The organism is Candidatus Thiosymbion oneisti, from assembly GCF_900092655.1.
In the GTDB taxonomy this organism is placed as follows: domain Bacteria; phylum Pseudomonadota; class Gammaproteobacteria; order Chromatiales; family Chromatiaceae; genus Thiosymbion; species Thiosymbion oneisti.
The window spans coordinates 13,279-32,666 of sequence record NZ_FLUY01001691.1 but is presented as its reverse complement, the minus strand read 5'-3'; the positions used below and the strand labels follow the sequence as shown (position 1 = coordinate 32,666).

The following is a 19,388-nucleotide window of genomic DNA, read 5'->3' as shown; positions in this document are numbered from 1 at the left end:
TTCAATGGAAAACTCCTAAAACAATAAGGTTGATACCTATGAATACATCTGAAATTAAAAAAATGAGCACTATTGAGTGTCTCCAAACTATGGAGGCTATATGGGATACCCTTCTTTATGATGAGATCGAGATTGAGTCTCCTGAATGGCATCGGGATGTTCTTGAGGAAAGAATGGGGCATTGTTGCGTGCCCGAGAGGTCATGGAGTTGCTGGTAGCCACGTCTGTACCGGAGAATGCACCATGAATATCCACTTGTATACCAATGCGACGACGACTCCGAAAACCCGCCAGTACATTCAGGTGTCCCACCAGTCCGTCACCCAGCTCGCCGATGAGTTGGGCGTGAGTGAGGATACCATCCGCCGCTGGAAGCGCCGGGACGGTGTTGCCGATGGCTCGCACACGCCGCACCGCCTGCAGACCACCCTGACCCCGACCAGGCAGCCGTGGTCGTGGAGCTGCGCAAGACGCTGCTACTGCCGCTCGATGACCGGCTGGTGGTGACTTGGGAGTTCATCCACCCCGAAGTTTCCCGCTCCAGCCTCGACCGCTGTCTGCGCCGCCATGGCGTCTCCAACCTCAAGGCCCTGCTGCCGCAGGAGGAAGGCGCCCAGACGCCCCCCTACAAAACCTTCAAGGATTACCCGCCCGGCTTTGTGCATGTCGATGTCAAGTACCGGCCCCAAATGCCGGACCAAGACTAACGCACCTACCTGTTCGCGGCCATTTGATCGCGCCACCCGCTGGGGCTACGTGGAGATCCTTAAGGACAAGTCAGCAACCGCCGCCAGCGGCTTCTTGAAACGCTTGATCGCGAAGGCACCCTTCACCATCAACACCGTCCTCACCGACAACGGCAAGGAATTTACCGACCGCTTCTGCGCCACCGGCGAGCGCCACCAACCGGCGCCCAGGTCTTCGATCAGGTCTGTGCCGACAACCGCATCGAGCATCGCCTGATCAAACCCACAACCCCGCGCACCAACGGCATGATCGAACGCTTCAATGGCCGCATCGCCGACGTGCTGCGCACCAACCGCTTCGACTCTGCCGCCTCCCTGAAGGCAACCCTCAGACACTTCGTCTACCTGTATAATCACCATATCCCGCAGCAAAACTTGCACTACAAAACGCCTCTCCAGACGCTCCAACAATGGTACCCACAGCAACCCCAACTTTATTAAAAAAAATCCTCGCAATCATCCGGGACCTGACATTTGCCTAACAGCGATTCAAAGCGGTGGAAACCCAACCGGTCAACCCCTCAATTCCTGGTAGACGGCATAGGTCTTTCGGAACACGATCCGCTCATCGAACTCCTCCAGCACCTTCTTGCGCCCGGCGGCACCGAACCGCCGGCACACATCCGAGGTGTTGAGCAGGTACTCGATCCTGTCGCTCAATGCCGTCGCATCCCCGACGGGAACCAGAAATCCGTTGACCCCGTCGTCCACCACCTCCCGGCACCCAGGCGCATCCGTGGTGATAATAGGCAACCCCATGGCCGCCGCCTCGATCAGACCCTTGGGGGCACCCTCCCGGTAGCTCGGTAGTACAACCAGATCCACGGTGTGCATCAAGCGCGCCATGTCCTCCACATGTCCGAGTACCTTGACCACTCCCGCCTCGTCCCACTGGGCGATGTCCGCTTCCGGCACCGCGGCAGGGTTGCCCGGGTCCGATACGCCCGCCAATAGGAACTCCACTCCCCTCACCCTCGAACCCAGTCGCTCGGCGGCATCGATATATTCTCGGATACCCTTCTCCCACAACAGACGCGAAGCGAGAAGAACCCGGAAAGGTCCGTCCCGCTCCCGTTCGAACGGGGTAAAACGGAGGGTATCAACGCCGGAGCTTCTGATGAGGCGAATCCGTTCGTCCTCGACTGAGCCGAGCGCGGCAAAAAGGTGCACATCGTCCGGATTCTGTAAGATCAACCGGCTTCCAGGACCGCTGAGCGCGAACCTGAGGAGCAATTTCACCAGCGGTCTGAGCAGCCTCGCCTGCAGGGAATCGCTGGTGAACACATGACCGAGCCCAGTAACCGCATTGATGCGCCGACTGATCCCAAGCCACCGGGCCACGAGCGAGCTGTACACTACACATTTTATGGTGAAGTTGTGGATCACATCCGGCTTTTCCGTTCGGAAGACCTCCGAAATCTGCCTCAGCAGTGTCAGTTCGCTGATCAGGTTCAGGCTACGCCGGTCCATCGGCAGCGGAAACCAGCGAAAACCTGCCGCTTTGATACGGGGGCCATAGACTCCATGCGGCGACATCATCACGACTTCCATCCCTCGCTCACGCAGGAAGCGCGCAAGTCCGAGCCGAAAGTTGTAGAGATACCAGTCCGTGTTGGCAAAAAATAGGACCTTCATTTGCTCGGTTCTCAATATCGGCCGTGCTATTGCAACAGAATGTTCCGGTACGGCAGCCAATACTTGGCATGGGTCGCATAATTCAACCAGACAAAGAGCACTGCGGCGTATCCCATGAGGATACCGAGGCGCAGGAACGGTGGCGGAAACCGATCGCCCAGCAGCACCGGCAAGCGTGCAAAGACCGCGACCTGCAAGGGTGTGAAATAGAGGGAAATACGATCCACCGCGGTGGTTGCGAAATCGACGAAGACAACACTGATCAGCGCGGCAATGGATAGCCAAAACCAAACTTGGTAGGCAGGAAACAGCTGCTTCCACCGCTTCGCGTACAAGAGTAGCAACAGGCTCGGTACCAGGTTCATCAGGACCCTGATCCTCGCCCCCTGCGATTCCATTTTCTGGTCCACATAATATAGCTTCCAGAGATCTTCCTGGTGTTCTTCCAGAAAAAGGTCCCACAGGCCGTAAGCCGCCGTCGCTACCGCGATGACACGCCAGAACCAACTTTTCCGTTGAGTAGTAAAGATACCCAGCGGCACAAGCAGCACCGCGCTCTTATGAAAGGTCGTACCTAGGGCCACCCAAAGGATATACCGCAGGAAGTGACCACGCTCTATATCAGCCAGGGCGAGAAGGAAGAAGCCGAGGGCAACGCTCTGCCTGGTATAGCCCATGGCCATAACGATGATCAGATAGGGCACCGCTACCGCAAAACCCAGCCAAGGTGCGGGCAACTGTCGACAGTATGCGAACAGCCCCAGGATGAAGATCGCCCCGCAGACGGTGTTGATCCCATAGATCTGCCAGTCCCATTTGGCCATGAGCCGGTTGAGCAATCTGTACCCGGGATCCGAAGCGAGGACCTGGTCCACAGGCGCTTCGATGAGGCTGTCGTAGCGTATGAGGTAGCTGTCCCAGTCCCCACCGACTTGCTCGCGGAAACCGATTGCGAGGATGAACAGCAGGCCAACGGCAATCCAGGGCAGAGAGAACATGTTAGGCCGTCTCACCCCAACGAACGCCGGGATCGCGGGGAGTACGTAGAGAAACCAGTAAGCAAGCATCTTAGGTTCGCGCTTCCAACCAGGCCTGGAACATCAGTACCGCCCAGAGCGCATGCTGGCGGTTACGCCGCCTGCCCAGGTGTTCCCGCCAGTACCGGCGGATAGGAACGGGATTGAGGAAGCCCTCATCATTCAGGCGTCGCTCATCCAGCAGGTCTTCGGCCCAGTCCCGCAGGGGACCACGCAGCCACTCCGCCAGCGGAATGCCGAAACCCTGCTTGGGCCGTTCGATCAGCTCCCGCGGCACATACTTGTAGAGGATCCGGCGTAGCGGCCATTTACCCACCCCGCCGCGGATCTTCATCGCCAACGGCATCCGCCACGCGAACTCCACCACCCGATGATCCAGAAAAGGCGCCCGGGTCTCCAATGAGACCGCCATGGCTGCCCGATCGACCTTACACAGGATATCGCCCGGGAGATAGGTCATGGCATCGAGATACATCATCCGGTGTTCAGGCTCGCGCAGCACAGGCCATTCATCACGATGGGCCAACAGGGTCGATACTTCTCGTGCACCTAGCACGACGGTCGTCGGCTGTTTCCATTCGGAAACCAGGTTATGGTAGAGATCGTCGAGGTCATGCACGCCTGATAACCCCTCCGCCAGCTTATGGGCCTTGTCACCGAGGAGATTCACACGGATTTTCAACCAGGCACCGAGCGTATCCCAACGGTCCACGGACCGGCTCAGGATCAATCGCACCGCAGCCTGGCGAACGGGCCATGGCATCCAGGCGAGCTTAGTCCAGATGCGTTGCACCCAGAGATAGCGGTTGTAGCCTCCGAACAGCTCATCGCCGGCATCGCCGGAAAGCGCCACGGTGACATGCCGCCGTGCCTGCCGACAGACCAAAAGGGTTGGGATCTGGGAAGAATCGGCGAACGGCTCGTCGTAGATGCGCGGCAGTTGCGGTATGACATCCAGGGTCTCATGAGGAGTCACGGAGAGCTCCGTGTGATCCGTGCCCAGATGGTGAGCGATGGCGCGGGCGTAAATGGCCTCATCGTATGCGGCGTCCTCGAACCCGATGGTGAAGGTCCTGACCGGCGCCACCGCCTCCGACTGCATCAAGGCGACGATGGTGGACGAATCCACCCCGCCGGAAAGGAAGGCCCCGAGGGGTACGTCGGCGACGGACTGGAGCCGGATCGACTCGCGCAGCCGCTCCTCGAGCGCGCTGACCGCTGTCGTCTCGTCCCCCGGCGGAGCGGCATTTCCCGCCTCCGTGACTCGATGCAGGGACCACCAACGCCGCAACGACAGCCCTCGCGCATCCATCGGTGCGTGTGGTGGAGCGGATGGTAGGTTGGTAACGCCCTCTCCCATCAGCGTCAGTCGGCAGCCGGGCTCCAGCTTGTAGATCCCCTGATAGATCGACCAGGGTTCAGGCACATAGAGGAAGCGTAGATAGGCCGCCAACGCATTCCGATCGACCGGGTTATCGAAACCTGGAAACCGACGCAGCGCCTTGAGCTCGGAGGCGAAGACGAACCCACCCCTGCACCACCCGTAATAGAGGGGCTTCTCGCCCAACCGGTCGCGCGCCAGATGCAATTGCCGCTCGGCCCGGTCCCACAAGGCGATAGCAAACATACCCACCGCGCGGCGCAACGTTTCCTCCAATCCCCACCGCTCACAGGCCGCAAGCAAGGTCTCCGTGTCCGAATGCCCCCGCCATGGCGCATACACCCCCTCTTCCTCCGGGAGAGGACCGGACAGAGGGGCTTGAACCCCCTCTCGTTCCAGCTCCTTGCGTAACTCTAAATGGTTGTAGATCTCGCCGTTAAAGACCAACACAAAGCGCCCGCTCGCCGAAACCATCGGCTGGTGGCCGGTCGGGGAGAGATCCAAGATCGACAAACGCCGGTGGATCAAGATAATCCCCACATCCCTGTCGACCCAGTACCCACCGTCGTCGGGACCCCGGTGAACCAATGCACCTGCCATGCGCCTCGCAGCCTGAACTGCAGCATCCACCGAGGTAGCCGTGCGGAAAAAAACGCCCGCGACGCCGCACATCTGCCGCTAGAAACTCCTCTTGGGTAGTGGTTAAGGTCTAATTCGATTCAGCCATACAGGGATAAGGTTTGCGCGACCATTCTGCCCGGCGAAAAGCACTCATACACGCGCGCCTTTCCGGCCTCTCCATAGCGTTTGCGCACCGATGCGTCAAGCAGTCTTTCCAAGCCGTCCACCAGCGCGGACACATCCCCGTATGGGTATAGGATTCCCGAGACACCATCCTCGACAACCTCCGGAATGGCACTGATGCAGCTGGCGATGACCGGTTTTTCAGCCGCCATCGCTTCGATCAGGACCACCCCGAACCCCTCATATTCCGACGTAAGCGCGAAGACATCCATCGCCTTCATGAGCACCGGGATATCCTCCCGGAACCCGGCCCAAACGACGCTTTCGGAGATATCGAGGTCGTCGGCCAACTTGCGTAGATCGGCCTCGAGCGGTCCGGTTCCTATGATAAGCAGCTTGGACTTGCAGGCCGCCCGGGCATGAAATCGGCTGAATGCTGCGAGCAGGATATGAAGCGACTTCTGGGGTACCAACCTTGCGACGGTGCCAATCGTGATTTCATCGTCGGTGATTCCAAACCGGCGCCGAATGTCTGCTACCGCGCCGGCCGATACCCCCTCGTAAGCATCGGTTCCGATGCCGTGCCTGACGACCGTGACCTCGTCCGTGGGCAAACCGACCAGCTCCGAGGTTACGAAATTCTTCACGGCCTGAGAGACTGCAATGACGTGTTTCGCGCGCCTGGCCACGAGTCGTGCTGAAGCGGCGCCGAGGAGCGACTCCGTTTGCCCTTCCGAGCCGTGGAAAAACCCCCCATCCAAGTGTTTCGAAATAATGAAGACGATCGAACTCGACGCCCCGATCAAAGACAACCTCCCATACAGTTCGGCGGGCGGCATATGCGCGTGAACCACGTCCGGACGAAAAACGGAGATTGCTTTGCGTAACAACAGGAGTGGCTTGATATCACCATACCGCTTCAACCCGAGCGGAAACACTTCGACGCTGAGCTTACGATAATACTCTGCCCAATAACCGTTGCCCTTCAGATAGGCGACAGCGACAGCATGCCCCTTAGCGATCTGACCTGAGACCAGTTCCGCCAAGTGGTTCTCCGCGCCGCCCCGGTCGATCGTAGTAATAATATGCAAAATCAGCATCTTGGAACCGGATTGCACTTGCATTCCTTCACGGAGTACTAAACGCTCACCAAGTTGTTCTGATTAAAAGGGTAGTGCTCTAGACCCTATCTGGTAAGGCCCAGGATCTCGAGATGCCTTTTAATGACCGTTTCCTCGTCGAATGGCTGCACTGCCTCAGCAAGGCGGTCCTTTGGTATCGGCTTGATTAGGGCCTGTTCAATACCAGCCGCCAAGGCGATCGGATCTTGCATGGGAACCAGGTATCCGTATTTTCCATCCTGAAGGATTTCTCGGGGACCGGTAGGGCAATCTGTGGAGACCGGTGTGCACCCGCACATCATGGCTTCGACGAGTACATTCGGCAGGCCCTCGACATGGGAAGACAACACAAAGACGTCCGCACGTGCAAAGTATTTCAGTGGGTTCCCGACATACCCGGGCAGGTCGACAAGATTCGTCAAGTCGAGCTCGGCGATCAAGGCTTCCAGTTCAATCCGCAGTGGCCCATCCCCGAGTATTATCAAGCGGGCACGCCTGCTGCGGGAAAGCTCTTTCATGGCGTGAATCAGGTCCGCAAAACCCTTCCAGGGTGCTAAGCTACCCGCTGCGATCAGTACCGGCTCCTGCTTGTGGATGAGCCATCCGTGTTCCACCGCCTCCTGCATTCTGAGGCGCGACAACTTGTCATCTACGATATTGTAGACACAGACGTGCGGAGGTGTATCGAACACACGCCGGTATTGGTCTACCATGTCCTTCGATACACAGGTCAACGCATCCGCCCGCCACATGACGGCGCGCATGAACTGCTTCAGCACCCAGCGTTTCGTGAAGGGCACGTTGGAGTAGGTATCGAACGGCGTCACCCGCGACGAACCGCTGATCTTCACCTGCGAGCCGGCAATGATCGCGGCGAGCAACACGACGGCGTTGAGATGGTCTTCGGCGGAAAACACCACGTCCGGCCGATCCGACCGCAGATAACGCCACAAGGGCAATAGCATCCCTCGGACATGTCGTCGCTCCAGCTCGCGTACGGTCACACCCGCCAGCTCAGGGAAATCGTACTGAGGATCGATATGGCCAATCACCAGATCGACTTCGTATCCCTTGTTTGCCAACGCTTGTGCAAATCGGAGTTGTGCCAGTGGAACACCGGAAATGTCATATAGCGAGACCGCAATACAAATCTTCACTTTGGCAACTCCGCCTCAAGTGTACCTCGAAGCCAGCCATACCAATACTTGGTGGAAACCCGATACCTTTCCGGCAATCAGCATTTGACACGAGTCTGCAAATGCTCCGACCATAAGAACCCATGTTTCTCTTGGTAACTTCATTCGACTGAACAAAGAATTCCAGCGAGACGCGACCGCGCAGCCGGATGAGAATACTTTTCCTCGTAGAGCATACGCAACTCTGGATCGAACGAACTTACAATCTCGTCCTTGGCGCTACCGATCGCTGCGATGAACTCATCGGCTGTCGTGCATACCTGGCCTGCATGTTCCACAACGTCTTCATAACCGGAAAACGCATCAGGCGTGCCAATGATCTTCTTACCATGCATCAATGCCTCCGCGACTTTGGTCTTCATCCCTGAACCATCAAATATCGGAGCGATTACGAAATGAGCATCCCGATACCACTCGGCAAGCGAGTCCACTACACCGACAATCTCGACCTTCCCTGCGTGCCCCAGCTCGTGCTTCAGCTTTTCAAACCCCTTACCGACAATGCATGTCTTAATCCGAATATGAGGAACCACGTGTCTTACGAACCAGGATATACCCGCACGATTGGCATAGAAGGCTCCCCCTACAAACAGGGCATATTTCCCGTGCAGCACACGCGTGGTTACACCGCTGCCCGGCGGGAGTTGGTCTCTTATGGCCAGCGCTGAAAGATGTGTCGCCGGGTGGCCATAGAGCCTCTGAAGAAGACTGCTGTCTCGGTTGGTCATGCAAATGATCTTGTCGCTGTATTGCACGGCTTTACGTTCCGCGAGGTAATTGGCAATCAATACTGCCAGAGCGTGTAATGTCTTGGAATGTCTCAACGCCCCCAAGAAAAATCTCGCTTCCACATTATGGAAAAAGGTGCTCACTGAAATTTCCGGAAAATTTCGCTTGGTGACTTTAACGAATTCACCCAAATTCGAGCCATCCACAAAAATAATGCCGATACCCTCTTCTTTGATCTTTTTCTGCGCCTCGCCGATAACCTCGTTATTCAACCCATCGATGTGCCCGCTAAAAATCTTCCTGATGACATTTGCCTGCAATTTATTCCCAGGCAATTCATACACTACCAATCTGTCGCCGAAAATTTCCATAAGTGCATTATAATTCAGCTTACACAATTGTTCCCGGCCACCCACTGGGAAATCCTGCAGTTTTTTCGTCACCAGCATAACGCGAGATGCTGATGGATTCAATGAATCAGTCATGTGGGATAACCTTAGATGTCAGTTCCATGTGATTATGAGCCAAGTCCGAGAAATAACTATGAGAAAAATAAGAAAAATGAAACACACTGGAGTTGAAAAGCACCCCAAGAAGATGTCAGTGATTTTTCTGGCGGTATCGCTGCTTTTTTCCATTTATGGAGCTGAAATACTATTGTCCCTGGTAACACCAATGGAAAAAATAGGTACTGAAGTCAGAAATATCAGACTCAGAGAGCATATTCCCTCAACTGTGAAGTATCTTGTTCCTACTGATGCATATATGGAAAATACGGATAGCTTGGTTAAAAAAGAGTACAGATTTGAGATTGATAGGGATGGTTACCTGTACCCCTCAAGAATACACGATAAACCGGATTTAACGATAATTTTCCTCGGTGGTTCCACAACAGAGTGCCTCTATGTTGATGAGAATAATAGGTTCCCCTATCTGGTCGGTAGGTTGTTGGAGGAAAATGGAAGGAAAGTAAACTCATTCAATAGCGGAGTAAGCGGTAATAACTCGATGCATTCGAATAATATCTTGTTGAACAAGGGAATAGCGTTAGATCCTGATGTTGCCATTATGATGCATAATGTTAATGACTTGAATGTATTGCTGTATGAAAAGAATTATTGGAATGAAAATCCAAATAAATCTCTAATGAAGGTGTATGGGTTTTCCAGCGGCATAAAAGCCATCACAAGGGCTGCACTTCCAAGACTATATGATAAACTGGTAGTATTGAAAATGAGATTCCTCGTTGGCGATGAGTTCACGCATTTACGCGGAAAACAGTTAACCATAAATAAACACGAGATACTTCAACAATTTGAAAGGAGCTTGTTGAATTTTATAAATATTTCCAGGGTACATAAAATCATGCCAATATTAATGACTCAAGCAAGCAGATTTAAGGATAGGCCGGACGCGGTGATAGTCAATGCGTTGATGCCTAAGCTAAATAATGTTGGGATTGCTTATGACGAGTTTAAAGACCTCTATGATGAAATGAATGATTCGATAAGAAAGACAGGGCGAATCAATAAGGTGCAAGTTATAGATTTAGAGAAAGAAGTTCCCCAGGATAATGCCTATATGTACGACTTTGCTCATTTAAATAATAATGGGTCACAGTATGTTGCTGAATTGATAGCGGATCGACTCGGAAATTTACAATGAACCGCAAAGGAACAGAAACATCGTCTCCTGCGGCATGAACGATGAGGACCCCATTTGCTTGCCTACTTATCGTGTCCCAATGCTTACCAATACCAAGATTAGTCGAGTTTCTATTGAGCGTGACTTCGTGAGGGCCTTCATAGTGATCCTTACATCTCCGCAGAATATCGAATGTATGATCGGTCGAGTAGTCATCGCTCAGGATAATCTCAAGTGGGCTATAATCCTGCGCAAACACGGACCTTACGGCTTCTTCTGTGATATCCGCCTGATTGTAGGTAATGACGATAATAGAAACTAATGGACGCATGCTAAACTTGGCTATCACCTCGAGGGTATATCATCGATGTTCTCCCCAGGTCCAATGCTTCAATAAACTGCAACGCGATCTTCCGCGGCAGAAACCGTTGCGCTCCTTCGATTTGGGCACGCCAGTCATGTTCGGTATCGAATTCGCGTTCGATGGCAGTAGCTAAGGCGTTCTTATCTTTGGTGGGCACGATCGAACCATAGCGATTATTCTGCAGGATATCACGAATACCCTCTCCGCAATCCGTGCTGACTACATGCAGCCCGCAATAAAGGGCTTCCACCAATACATTACCAAAACCTTCCCGATTCGAAGTAAGCACAAGTAAATTCGCCCTTGCCATCAATACATAGGGATCCGGCTGAAATCCTAAAAAACGCACATTATCCTGCAGTCCCAACGACAGAGAATGCTGTACCAGCTCAGAGCGTAGTTTTCCGTCCCCCACAAAGTCGAGTCGATAATTCTTATCCTTTTTTATCAACGTCACGAACGTGTCCAGCATTAAACCTGGGTTTTTGGGCTCGTCCAGCCGTCCGACCCAGATGATATTACGGCTCCCAGCTTCTCGCTGTGAGATACATAATTTAAAAGCCGGGGGTGATATCGGATTGAAAATAATCATCAGTTTGCGGCCTAATCCCAGGGTGATACGCTGCACATCCTTGAATACATCACTGGATACGACCACCACCTTGGTTGCGAGCTGATAAATCAGACTGGCGCTGATACTGTAGAGCCAGGTAGGACTATTATCACTTTTGCTGGGCTGGGAATGTTCCCACAAGATTAAATTATATGCTGGATAGACGAGCCGTGTCAGACAGGCACACACGTTGAGCTTCCAAAAACTCGAAATAAGCGCATTGGGTTTCTGCTTAACAATATAATCCAGAAGCCGCATCGGCAGTTTCCAGGTTCGATTGCATCTAAGATTGTACACATCGAAACTGCTTTCAACCTCCGCCAAAAATTCGCCTTCATAGCTCATCAAGATGAAGTCGATCTTGAATCCTTCAGCTTTCAGCGCACGCGCTAGATTGAGCGCAACCCGTTCGGTTCCACCAAATTTTAGACCAGGGAGCAAAATGGCAATTTTTCCCATACGCTTGCTCCTAATCGGTTACGTAGCAGATAAAGGGCACGGAATATTCCATCCCGTTGCCAGAACCAGACTGAATAGGCACGATCAAGCAGCGACCTTTTACGCTTACGCAGATACACTTCTTCCATAGAGATGATGCGTGAACGAAATATATCCAACGTTAATTTATCTCTAAACGCTTCGATCTGCTCCACTGTCATGCTATTGGGGTGCAAACATACCGTCCAGAGGCCGAAAGGCTTTCTCGACAGCGCCCAAAGCTGCTGTGGTATCCAATATAACCCATGCTCATAGAATTGTTTGCAGGCAATACCATCGTTGACAATACGGATCGGAGTTTCTGCTTTGAGCGCCCGAAGTGTTCCCAAGTCGAAACAATGTGCTGGTGCAATCCACACAGTTGGCTCGATTCCTCTATCTAAAAATAATTGCCAGGAGTTTCTAATCTTTTTGGCCTGCTCCTGCTCACTCAACCCCGCAAATTCGCTGTGGTCATAAAATGGTATTAACAAGCGCCTTCGTTCAATCGGATGAAACAAGTGCTGAAAACCATGCATGGCAATCGTCCATCCCTTTTTCTGCCAATCAAGCACCCGGTCCCAGAATGCGGGGTCATACCCATCTATCTCCAACATTGAATCCTTGTTGTCAGGTACTACGGCGACCAACGGCTTAATACCGGATTCGTCCAATACGGATTCCAATGCATCCCACTTGACAGCGTCCATCGTGGGACATGCATCATCGAGACGAATGAGATACCGGGTGTTCACAGTGTCACTTCATATAAAATAATACTTCGCGTTTCGTTCGGGACCGGACGAGTTTCCACACGACGGACCCGGGTTTCCAGAAATTTAAAATCGTGTCGATACCGATAACCCTCAGGTCCATCCGGATCGATAGCATCCATAAGCAGATACGATGTATATGAAAGCATGGGCGAAAGCCACATGTCCAGTTGCTCCGGACTATATTCATGTATCCAATTCACCAGGATCAACACATCGATCGGTCGCTGAGAGACAGTCGTGATATCGCCATGGGTAAAGCTCACCCCGCGCCGAAGTAAACGAGCCGCCCTGATGGCCCCCTCGTCCACATCATAGCCAAAGCGATTCGGAGCTCTTATCAATGATAGGATAATACCTAGACCACATCCTACCTCGACTACACAGCGTGGCTTTAAACCGTTTGCAAGGTCGGCTACGATATGCCGGTAGGGTCTTGCGGAAAGAGGTGTTATTACATGAACAGGATGGAACCCGTATACTTTCTGAAGTAATGTGAGGGCTATCTTGTCCACAGTAATACGCAAGGTACGTAGAAAACCTATTTCACGTATCATCTTACGCATTGTGCGATATTTTCTTATGATCGTGCGTATCATGGGCTTAGGCCTTACCGAGTCGAACCACATATGTTTGTACAGTGTTTCGTACTGCCAGAAATTCTCGATGCGTTTTTTTCACCTTGCCCTGCCGCATATCCTTGATTGCAAGTAACCATGCAACCGGGAGTGATGCCCATAATGCAAATCGGCTGGTATTATTACCCCACAAGCGCAAGACCTCACGCATCGCGAGCTCTCCATGTATACTATAACGAAGGAACGTAATCAAATGCCACGCCCTGATTCTCCATCCCCGAGTATAGGACCGCAAATTTCTCTCAGTGGTCGCCAACGCATAGGCACGCCCTCGGTTGTAGGCCATACAACCAGTGAATGAAATGCGATTGTCCGCCTTATATTCTTTGATCATCAAGACCTCTGAAATCAGTCTTGTCTTCCGGTGTCCGATTTGCGTCCAGACCACGCTTTCCGGGATGACCAGATCGACCTCCGGGAACGGACATGCCTTCAATGCGCTCGCCCGAGTGAAAAACAGCATATCCCGGGTGACTTTGTGCATTCCAGCCAAGTCGTTCCAACTGACATCAGTCTGTTCTACATCGGGAAAGGGGTTGACGACAACCCCTTCATCCGTGGCACAAAGGGCGGTGACGCCAACATAGTCGTCACGCACGTCTGGCGGAATAGAAAACCACGTGTCCAACAAGCGTTCAAGCGCATTTGGCGCCAAATAGTCGTCCGAATCACTCCATAGAATAAATTCCCCCTGCGCTTGCACGACTGCCTGGTTGTCCATAAAGGCTTTTCCCACATGTGAATCGGCACGAATCAGCACAATTGGAAAATCGGAGTGATTTGATAATTCTCTGACGACTTTTTCCGTATCGTCGGTAGATCCATCGTCCGCTATGATCCATTCAAAGTTTTTGCAAGTTTGCGATTTCAAACTCTCCCATACACGACGGATATAGGATGCACGATTCCAGGTCGGTGTAAGTATCGAAACCAGTATTTGGGTGTCAGGTGCGTTCATGAGCGTACCTTGAGTTTCGCTGTGCGGCCGTGCTTTGCTAACCGCCTGAACACCCTAAGAGTGAGTTGGCGGAGGGAAGACGGGGCTTGGTGCCACACCCAGATTACTGTAATAAGCTGGTAACCGGTAACCAAGAGATACCACTCAGGTTGGCCGGCAGTGGTGTGGTCTGCGATTCCGTAGGCTACCGCAAGCAGAAATGCGGGCACGGCCAGTATGTGCAGCGAACGGTGCAGGGTACCGGCGAGCCCGGCGAGTAGCACAAAGTCCGCTACGGCGCGCAGGGAAAAAGCCACCGCCACGCCAACCAGGCCGAGCTCGCTCAAGCCCAGATATAAGAGGCCGAAGTAAGGGAGTACCTCGACCAGATGGCACTTGGCAACCAGATCCGGGCGCCCGCGTGACTGAAGCTGTGAAAGGGGGATGCTTACAAAGTTCCTGACCCAAAAACCCAGAAAAATAACCTGGCCCACCGGGGTCGATTGCTCGGCGAAGACGGGTCCGATCCACCACGCCAAGAAGGGCTCCATCAACAGGACACCCGCAGCGACGAGCGGAGTCATGACCACCGCCAGCAAGCACATTCCCTCCTGCGCAAGGTGTTCTTCCTCTTTGCGCGTGACAGCGGCGAAACGGGGAAACAAGGCGGATATCAGGGCGCTGGGAATGATGGTACCGCGCTCGGCCAGTTGAAAGGGGACGGTATAGTAGGTAACGCTCTTCGCCCCCAACACGGCCCCAATGACGAAGCGATCGAAGATCACCATCAGGGGATCCACGAATGCGGTCACCGTCACCCAGCCCCCGAAGCGAAGGAGGTGGCCTGCGTGTTCGGATGAAATGGCCACGACGCACCCGCGAAAGAGGTGGCGTCGGCAGCGTTGGAACAACATCAGCAGGGTAAACAGACGTGCTGCCAGTACGGCGGGAAGCAGCACACCGAGCTCAGGCCCCCAAACCACCACGGCGAAGAGCGGCAGCAGCTGGAACAGCACGGTGCCCGAGACAGAGATCAGGTTCAGCTCGAGGAATCGCTCTCGGCCCTGAAGCGCGCCGGTGAGTACACCGGATGTGGTGGCCATCGGCACCGCAAGTATCAGCCAAGGGACGGCGGCTTCGATCTCGGGGCGCAGGACATCCTCGATCTTGAACAGGTTCTCGAAGAAGTAGACAGCGGCCGGCCATATGAGCAAGCCCCCGATGATGCCGAGACCGAGATTCACAATAAGCGCGGTCCAGAAGGTTCGCGTGCGCTCCTCTGCGGCGGCGTTACCAAGTGCGGCAATGCGCTGAGCGGTGGCACGCCCGAGCCCGAGATCGAACAACCCGAAGTAGCCGAGCAACAGCCATGCAATGGCCAGCACGGCGTAACGCGCCTCTCCGATTAGTCCGATGTAGATCGGGACAGTAACGAACGATACTGGAAAGGGAATGGCCGCCCCGAGTAGATTATAGGTGGTGTTGCGGCGAATGCTCATGCGGAAATGCGGCCTTGCTCCAATATCAGCACGCGATCTGCCAGTGCCAGGCCCGCAGGACGATGGGTAATCAGGATAACCGTGCGTTGCGCCAGCACTTCTCGGCATACCTCGATGAAAGCGCGTTCCCCATCAGGATCGAACATGGCCGTCGCCTCGTCGAGCACGAGGATCGGTGGGTCTTTCAGCAAGGCCCGGGCCAGGGCGATCCGTTGGCGCTGACCGCCGGAGAGGCGGATACCCTGATCCCCGATGTGGGTAGCATAGCCCTGCGGTAGGCGTTGGATGAATCCATGCGCCTGGGCGGCCCTCGCCGCTGCCTCGATCTCGCTCTGGTCCGCTGCCGGGCGCCCATAGGCGATGTTCTCCCGTACGGAGCCGTTCAGGAGCAGCACGTGCTGGGCCACCACGCCGATCCGGCTGCGCAGGCTCGCGATGCCCACACTGCGGATATCGGTACCATCCACGAGGATGCGACCATGGTCAGGGTCGGCGAAGCGCATCAGCAGATGAACCAGCGAGCTCTTACCCGAGCCGTTTTCACCCGTTAGGGCGATCGTCTCCCCCGCTCGTATCTCCAGATCGACCCCTGTCAGCACCGGCGGCCGTCCCGGGTAGGAAAAATGGACGTTCTCCAGGCAAATATGACCGGAAACCGAGCCGAGCGGCGGAGCCCCTACATCGTCCGGCTCCGGCCGCAAGGCAAACGCCTCGATCAGGCGCCCGGCGGCGCCGCGCGCGGTCTGCACGCTGCCGTAGACTCCGGCCAGCCCGCTTACCGGTCGCGTGAGAAGCATACCATAGAGCAGAATGCTCACCAGGTCGGATGCCTGTAGCGTCCCGCTGTATACCTGCAACGCGCTCAGGTACAGGAGCAGGAGCAGGCCTATCCCGGCCAGCAGCTGAACCGTTGGGGTCAACAGCGACTCGATCAAGAGCCGACCCTTGGCGATACGGAGTAGCTTGCGGTTACTGCGTTGGAAACGCCGCGATTCGTGCGCCTCACGGGTAAAGGATTTGATGGCCGGGAGCATGCCGATGTTCTCCTCCAGGGTCGCGAACATCGCGGCGTGGGTACGCACCCACTCGGAGGACAGCGGCCGCATGCGGCGCCCGATCAGCTTCATGACCAGGAAGAACAGGGGAACCGCCAACCCCGCCAGGGCGGCGATGGTCGGGCTGATTCGGAAGAGCATGTAGAAGGCGCCGATAAAGGTGAGCAGGAGCGGAAGCAGGCTGACCAGGGTACCGGTCACGAAGTTGCCGATCTGCGCTGCGTCGTTTCCCAGTAGGGCCAGTACCTCGCCGCGGCGTTGCTGATGGTAATAGGCCAGCGGCAATGATTGCAGGTGGTCATAGAGTCGGGTGCGCAGATTCGCGAGCATGGTTTCGCTCATGCTGCCGAGGAGATAGCGATTGCCGAAGCTGAGACCGTTCTGAACCGCCAGCAGCAGCGCCCACAGCGCCGTCAACTCCGGGATTCCAATCTCCCCGGTCGTCGGAGGCTGGATTACCAGGTCAGCGAATCTGCCGGCAATCCAGGGATTCGCCAGCGCGATGGCACTTTCGCCCAACATGAATGCCACGGCCAGCAAGAGTACTGCCCCGTGAGGCGTCACGTATGCCAGCAGACTCGTAAAGCGCGATCCGGTCACGGGGTCAGTCGCGTGTCCTGCCTGACCCCGATGCCCCACGGGAGGAATCCGGTCCCACTTGTTCAGTAGGCGCCTCGCCTGCGAGTGCGCTCGGTCCAGGCCCCTGCGCAGTCGTCACCGGCTCGCGTTCCCTTGCAACCTGGCGCTGCAACCGCGTATCCTGCGGCACCGAGGTTGACGCCACGGCAGATTCGCCGGTGAGCACCCGGTACCGCTGCTCGGCATCCCCGAGCCTGGCGTCGAGATGCGAGAAGTTGCCGCTATGGCCCGGATGGTCGACGAAGGCATCCACGGCCGCGATCACGGCCTCGATATCCATCCGTAGCGCCTCGAGATCGTCCCGATGACCGGGAACACCGTCCCCGGGTTCCGACTTTTCGTCCGCCGGCATCTGCCGATCTTGGAGGTACCGCTCGATTGCCTGGATGTAGGCCGCCAAACGGTCCCCAAGCGCGCGTAGCTCGGATACCGACTTTTCCTTTTCCTCGGCGGACGCTCCGCCCAGCTGGAGCAGGAGCACTCTCGGCATGCAGCGCGTCAACTCGCTGAGGGTCTGGCGGATGCGACTTGGGTCATCGTCGAGGCTCGTGCCGACACCTCGATTACCATTCCAAACCGGCACCGATGGCTGTTCCTCTCCGGGTACCGCAGATGCGGAGCGGCCCTCTCCCAGCGATGGGGTGCGACGTCGCTTCTTGGAGCGGATGGAGCGGACGGATTCGACCCTGCCTCCCGGCGCCGAGAAAAACACAGCGGCCAGAAAGGCAAAATAGGCGATATTGGCCGGGATGTGCAGATTAAAGTCCGAAAGGGAATGTAGGAGCAGCAACAGGAGCCCAATCCCCGCGGCGACCTGTACGAACTGAAAGCACGACCACTCGTTCCGAGTCCACACCCACCTCCACTGCCGCACATAGAGCACGAGCAGCAACAGGATCAGCGCGGCGAAGAGCAGACCACCTTCGAACAACCACTCCAGGTAGTCGTTGTGCGCGTGGTTGATGAACCACTGGCCAAGCTCCGGCGGCTGGAAGGCGGGGAAAATATCAGGATAGGTGCCCAGTCCGCTTCCCACCGGCAAGAAAGTGCCGATGCCGTCGAGTGTCGCTGAGAAGATGGACCAGCGTGTATCATGGATTGTCTCGGCAATAGAAAACCGATCGAGCACCGGCACCAGGCCTGTGGTAATTCCCATGCCTACCGCCACGGCGACGATCGTCCCCATCGGCCCGTACACATTGGTACCGCCGATGCGCTGGGCAAATGCCATCATCGACAACAAGAGCGCGAGCATGCTCAGCGTGATCCCGGTACGCGAACGGGTAAAGATAATACCGACCAACAGCAACAATGCGAGCGCCCCATATACGAACGCTAAATGCCCCCGGCCGGAAGCAAAGAAGATCATCCGCCGTTTCCACTTTCGCTCCCTGGAAATATCCCGGCGCCTGATGGAGTAAACCAGGAGCGCGAGGGCGACGGGCAACAGCATTTCCAACAAGCCGGCAAGATGATTGACATTGGTGTAGGTACCCCTCGCGTGGGAAGCGGACAGCTGCATTCCGAAGAGGAGGGGGCTTCCCTCGTTGGCACTGTACTGGAGGATTCCGAGGAGTGACTGTAAGGCCGCCAGTGCCAACAGCAGGAAAACGAGTCGGAGCACGCGGGACGCATCAAGCGCACGCGTGCCGATGAAGACCGCAATCGGTAAGAGCAGCAACAACAACGCGGATTCGGTCTCCCGGGGATAGAGTGACAGCCCGGCAGGCTCGCCCTCCTCCACACCCGATAGCAAGGCTCGCCCGTCCAGATAGAGCTCCCGGCCGGGGAGTCGCTCGACCAACTCCGCAGGTAACGGAATCAGATACAACAAGGGCACGCTAACAAGCAGCGTCAGCGCCAGGGTCTCCGTGCGTGTGATGAGGTTCCGTCGCGGTCGCCACAAGGTTACGGCCAACAAAAAAACCGAGAGTAACTCGAGGACCAACACGGCAAGTGCGGGCTGGCCGGAGCGGAACAGCGGTGCAAAGACGAGGATGCCCCCAAGCAACCAAAATAGGGTGGTGTTACTTAGGTCAGGGGCGGGCGAAACCTTGAAGGCCGAGCGCTTTCGGTACGGGGACATCTCGTTGAGTCGGCGAACTCGTAGGTGATCACTGTGGTTGGCAAGTTCCCATCCTACCAGAGTAGAATCGGCTG

14 protein-coding genes and 2 pseudogenes are annotated in these 19,388 nt (G+C 55.4%); 3 read left to right on the top strand and 13 right to left on the bottom strand.

Going from position 1 to position 19,388, the window contains the following annotated elements; genetic code table 11:
- On the top strand, nt 1-218 hold a 218-nt coding region (locus tag BQ17_RS17880), incomplete at its 5' end, for an addiction module protein (RefSeq protein WP_218068343.1).
- 25 nt (nt 219-243) lie between these two features.
- A pseudogene (locus BQ17_RS17875) lies at nt 244-1,281 on the top strand (IS481 family transposase).
- Here BQ17_RS17875 and BQ17_RS17870 read toward each other — a convergent pair.
- The 6 genes from BQ17_RS17870 to BQ17_RS17845 form a co-directional block, all read right to left on the bottom strand.
- Nucleotides 1,260-2,381, bottom strand: a complete 1,122-nt coding sequence (locus tag BQ17_RS17870; RefSeq protein ID WP_089729423.1) for a glycosyltransferase family 4 protein — start codon at nt 2,379-2,381, stop codon at nt 1,260-1,262. The pseudogene BQ17_RS17875 and the gene BQ17_RS17870 overlap by 22 nt on opposite strands.
- A 26-nt stretch (nt 2,382-2,407) precedes the next feature.
- A complete protein-coding gene (locus BQ17_RS17865; RefSeq protein ID WP_089729421.1) occupies nt 2,408-3,448 on the bottom strand; it encodes an EpsG family protein in 1,041 nt (346 codons plus the stop codon).
- Nucleotide 3,449: 1 nt separating this feature from the next.
- Nucleotides 3,450-5,471, bottom strand: a complete 2,022-nt coding sequence (gene asnB / locus BQ17_RS17860; RefSeq protein ID WP_089729420.1) for an asparagine synthase (glutamine-hydrolyzing) — start codon at nt 5,469-5,471, stop codon at nt 3,450-3,452.
- A 47-nt stretch (nt 5,472-5,518) separates the two neighbouring features.
- Nucleotides 5,519-6,661: a glycosyltransferase gene (locus BQ17_RS17855; RefSeq protein ID WP_176722508.1), complete on the bottom strand. Its 1,143-nt coding sequence runs from the start codon at nt 6,659-6,661 to the stop codon at nt 5,519-5,521.
- A gap of 68 nt (nt 6,662-6,729) precedes the next feature.
- A complete protein-coding gene (locus BQ17_RS17850; RefSeq protein WP_089729416.1) occupies nt 6,730-7,821 on the bottom strand; it encodes a glycosyltransferase in 1,092 nt (363 codons plus the stop codon).
- A 140-nt stretch (nt 7,822-7,961) separates the two neighbouring features.
- Nucleotides 7,962-9,074: a glycosyltransferase gene (locus tag BQ17_RS17845; protein WP_089729414.1), complete on the bottom strand. Its 1,113-nt coding sequence runs from the start codon at nt 9,072-9,074 to the stop codon at nt 7,962-7,964.
- Between the two features lie 58 nt (nt 9,075-9,132).
- On the opposite strand from BQ17_RS17845, the gene BQ17_RS17840 reads away from it, so the two are divergent.
- A complete protein-coding gene (locus BQ17_RS17840; RefSeq protein ID WP_176722507.1) occupies nt 9,133-10,254 on the top strand; it encodes an SGNH/GDSL hydrolase family protein in 1,122 nt (373 codons plus the stop codon).
- 28 nt (nt 10,255-10,282) lie between these two features.
- Here the strand turns inward: BQ17_RS17840 and BQ17_RS24420 are convergent.
- The 7 genes and pseudogenes from BQ17_RS24420 to BQ17_RS17805 form a co-directional block, all read right to left on the bottom strand.
- Nucleotides 10,283-10,564 (bottom strand): annotated as a pseudogene (locus BQ17_RS24420) (glycosyltransferase family 2 protein); the annotation flags it as partial.
- 1 nt (nt 10,565) lies between these two features.
- Nucleotides 10,566-11,669 carry a glycosyltransferase gene (locus tag BQ17_RS17830; RefSeq protein ID WP_089729408.1) on the bottom strand — a complete coding sequence of 368 codons (1,104 nt, stop codon included), beginning with the start codon at nt 11,667-11,669 and terminating at the stop codon, nt 10,566-10,568.
- A complete protein-coding gene (locus tag BQ17_RS17825) occupies nt 11,636-12,442 on the bottom strand; it encodes a DUF2334 domain-containing protein (protein ID WP_256091670.1) in 807 nt (268 codons plus the stop codon). The genes BQ17_RS17830 and BQ17_RS17825 overlap by 34 nt, the downstream gene beginning before the upstream one ends.
- A 621-nt stretch (nt 12,443-13,063) precedes the next feature.
- Complete coding sequence (locus BQ17_RS17820) at nt 13,064-14,056, bottom strand: glycosyltransferase family 2 protein (RefSeq protein ID WP_089729403.1); 993 nt, start codon at nt 14,054-14,056, stop codon at nt 13,064-13,066.
- Nucleotides 14,053-15,534, bottom strand: a complete 1,482-nt coding sequence (locus BQ17_RS17815; protein ID WP_176722506.1) for a flippase — start codon at nt 15,532-15,534, stop codon at nt 14,053-14,055. Before BQ17_RS17815 ends, BQ17_RS17820 begins: the two co-directional genes overlap by 4 nt.
- Nucleotides 15,531-17,228, bottom strand: coding sequence for an ABC transporter ATP-binding protein (locus BQ17_RS17810; RefSeq protein ID WP_218068342.1), 1,698 nt, complete (start codon nt 17,226-17,228; stop codon nt 15,531-15,533). Before BQ17_RS17810 ends, BQ17_RS17815 begins: the two co-directional genes overlap by 4 nt.
- Nucleotides 17,194-19,314 carry an O-antigen ligase family protein gene (locus BQ17_RS17805; protein ID WP_089729397.1) on the bottom strand — a complete coding sequence of 707 codons (2,121 nt, stop codon included), beginning with the start codon at nt 19,312-19,314 and terminating at the stop codon, nt 17,194-17,196. The genes BQ17_RS17810 and BQ17_RS17805 overlap by 35 nt, the downstream gene beginning before the upstream one ends.
- Nucleotides 19,315-19,388 lie beyond the last annotated feature (74 nt).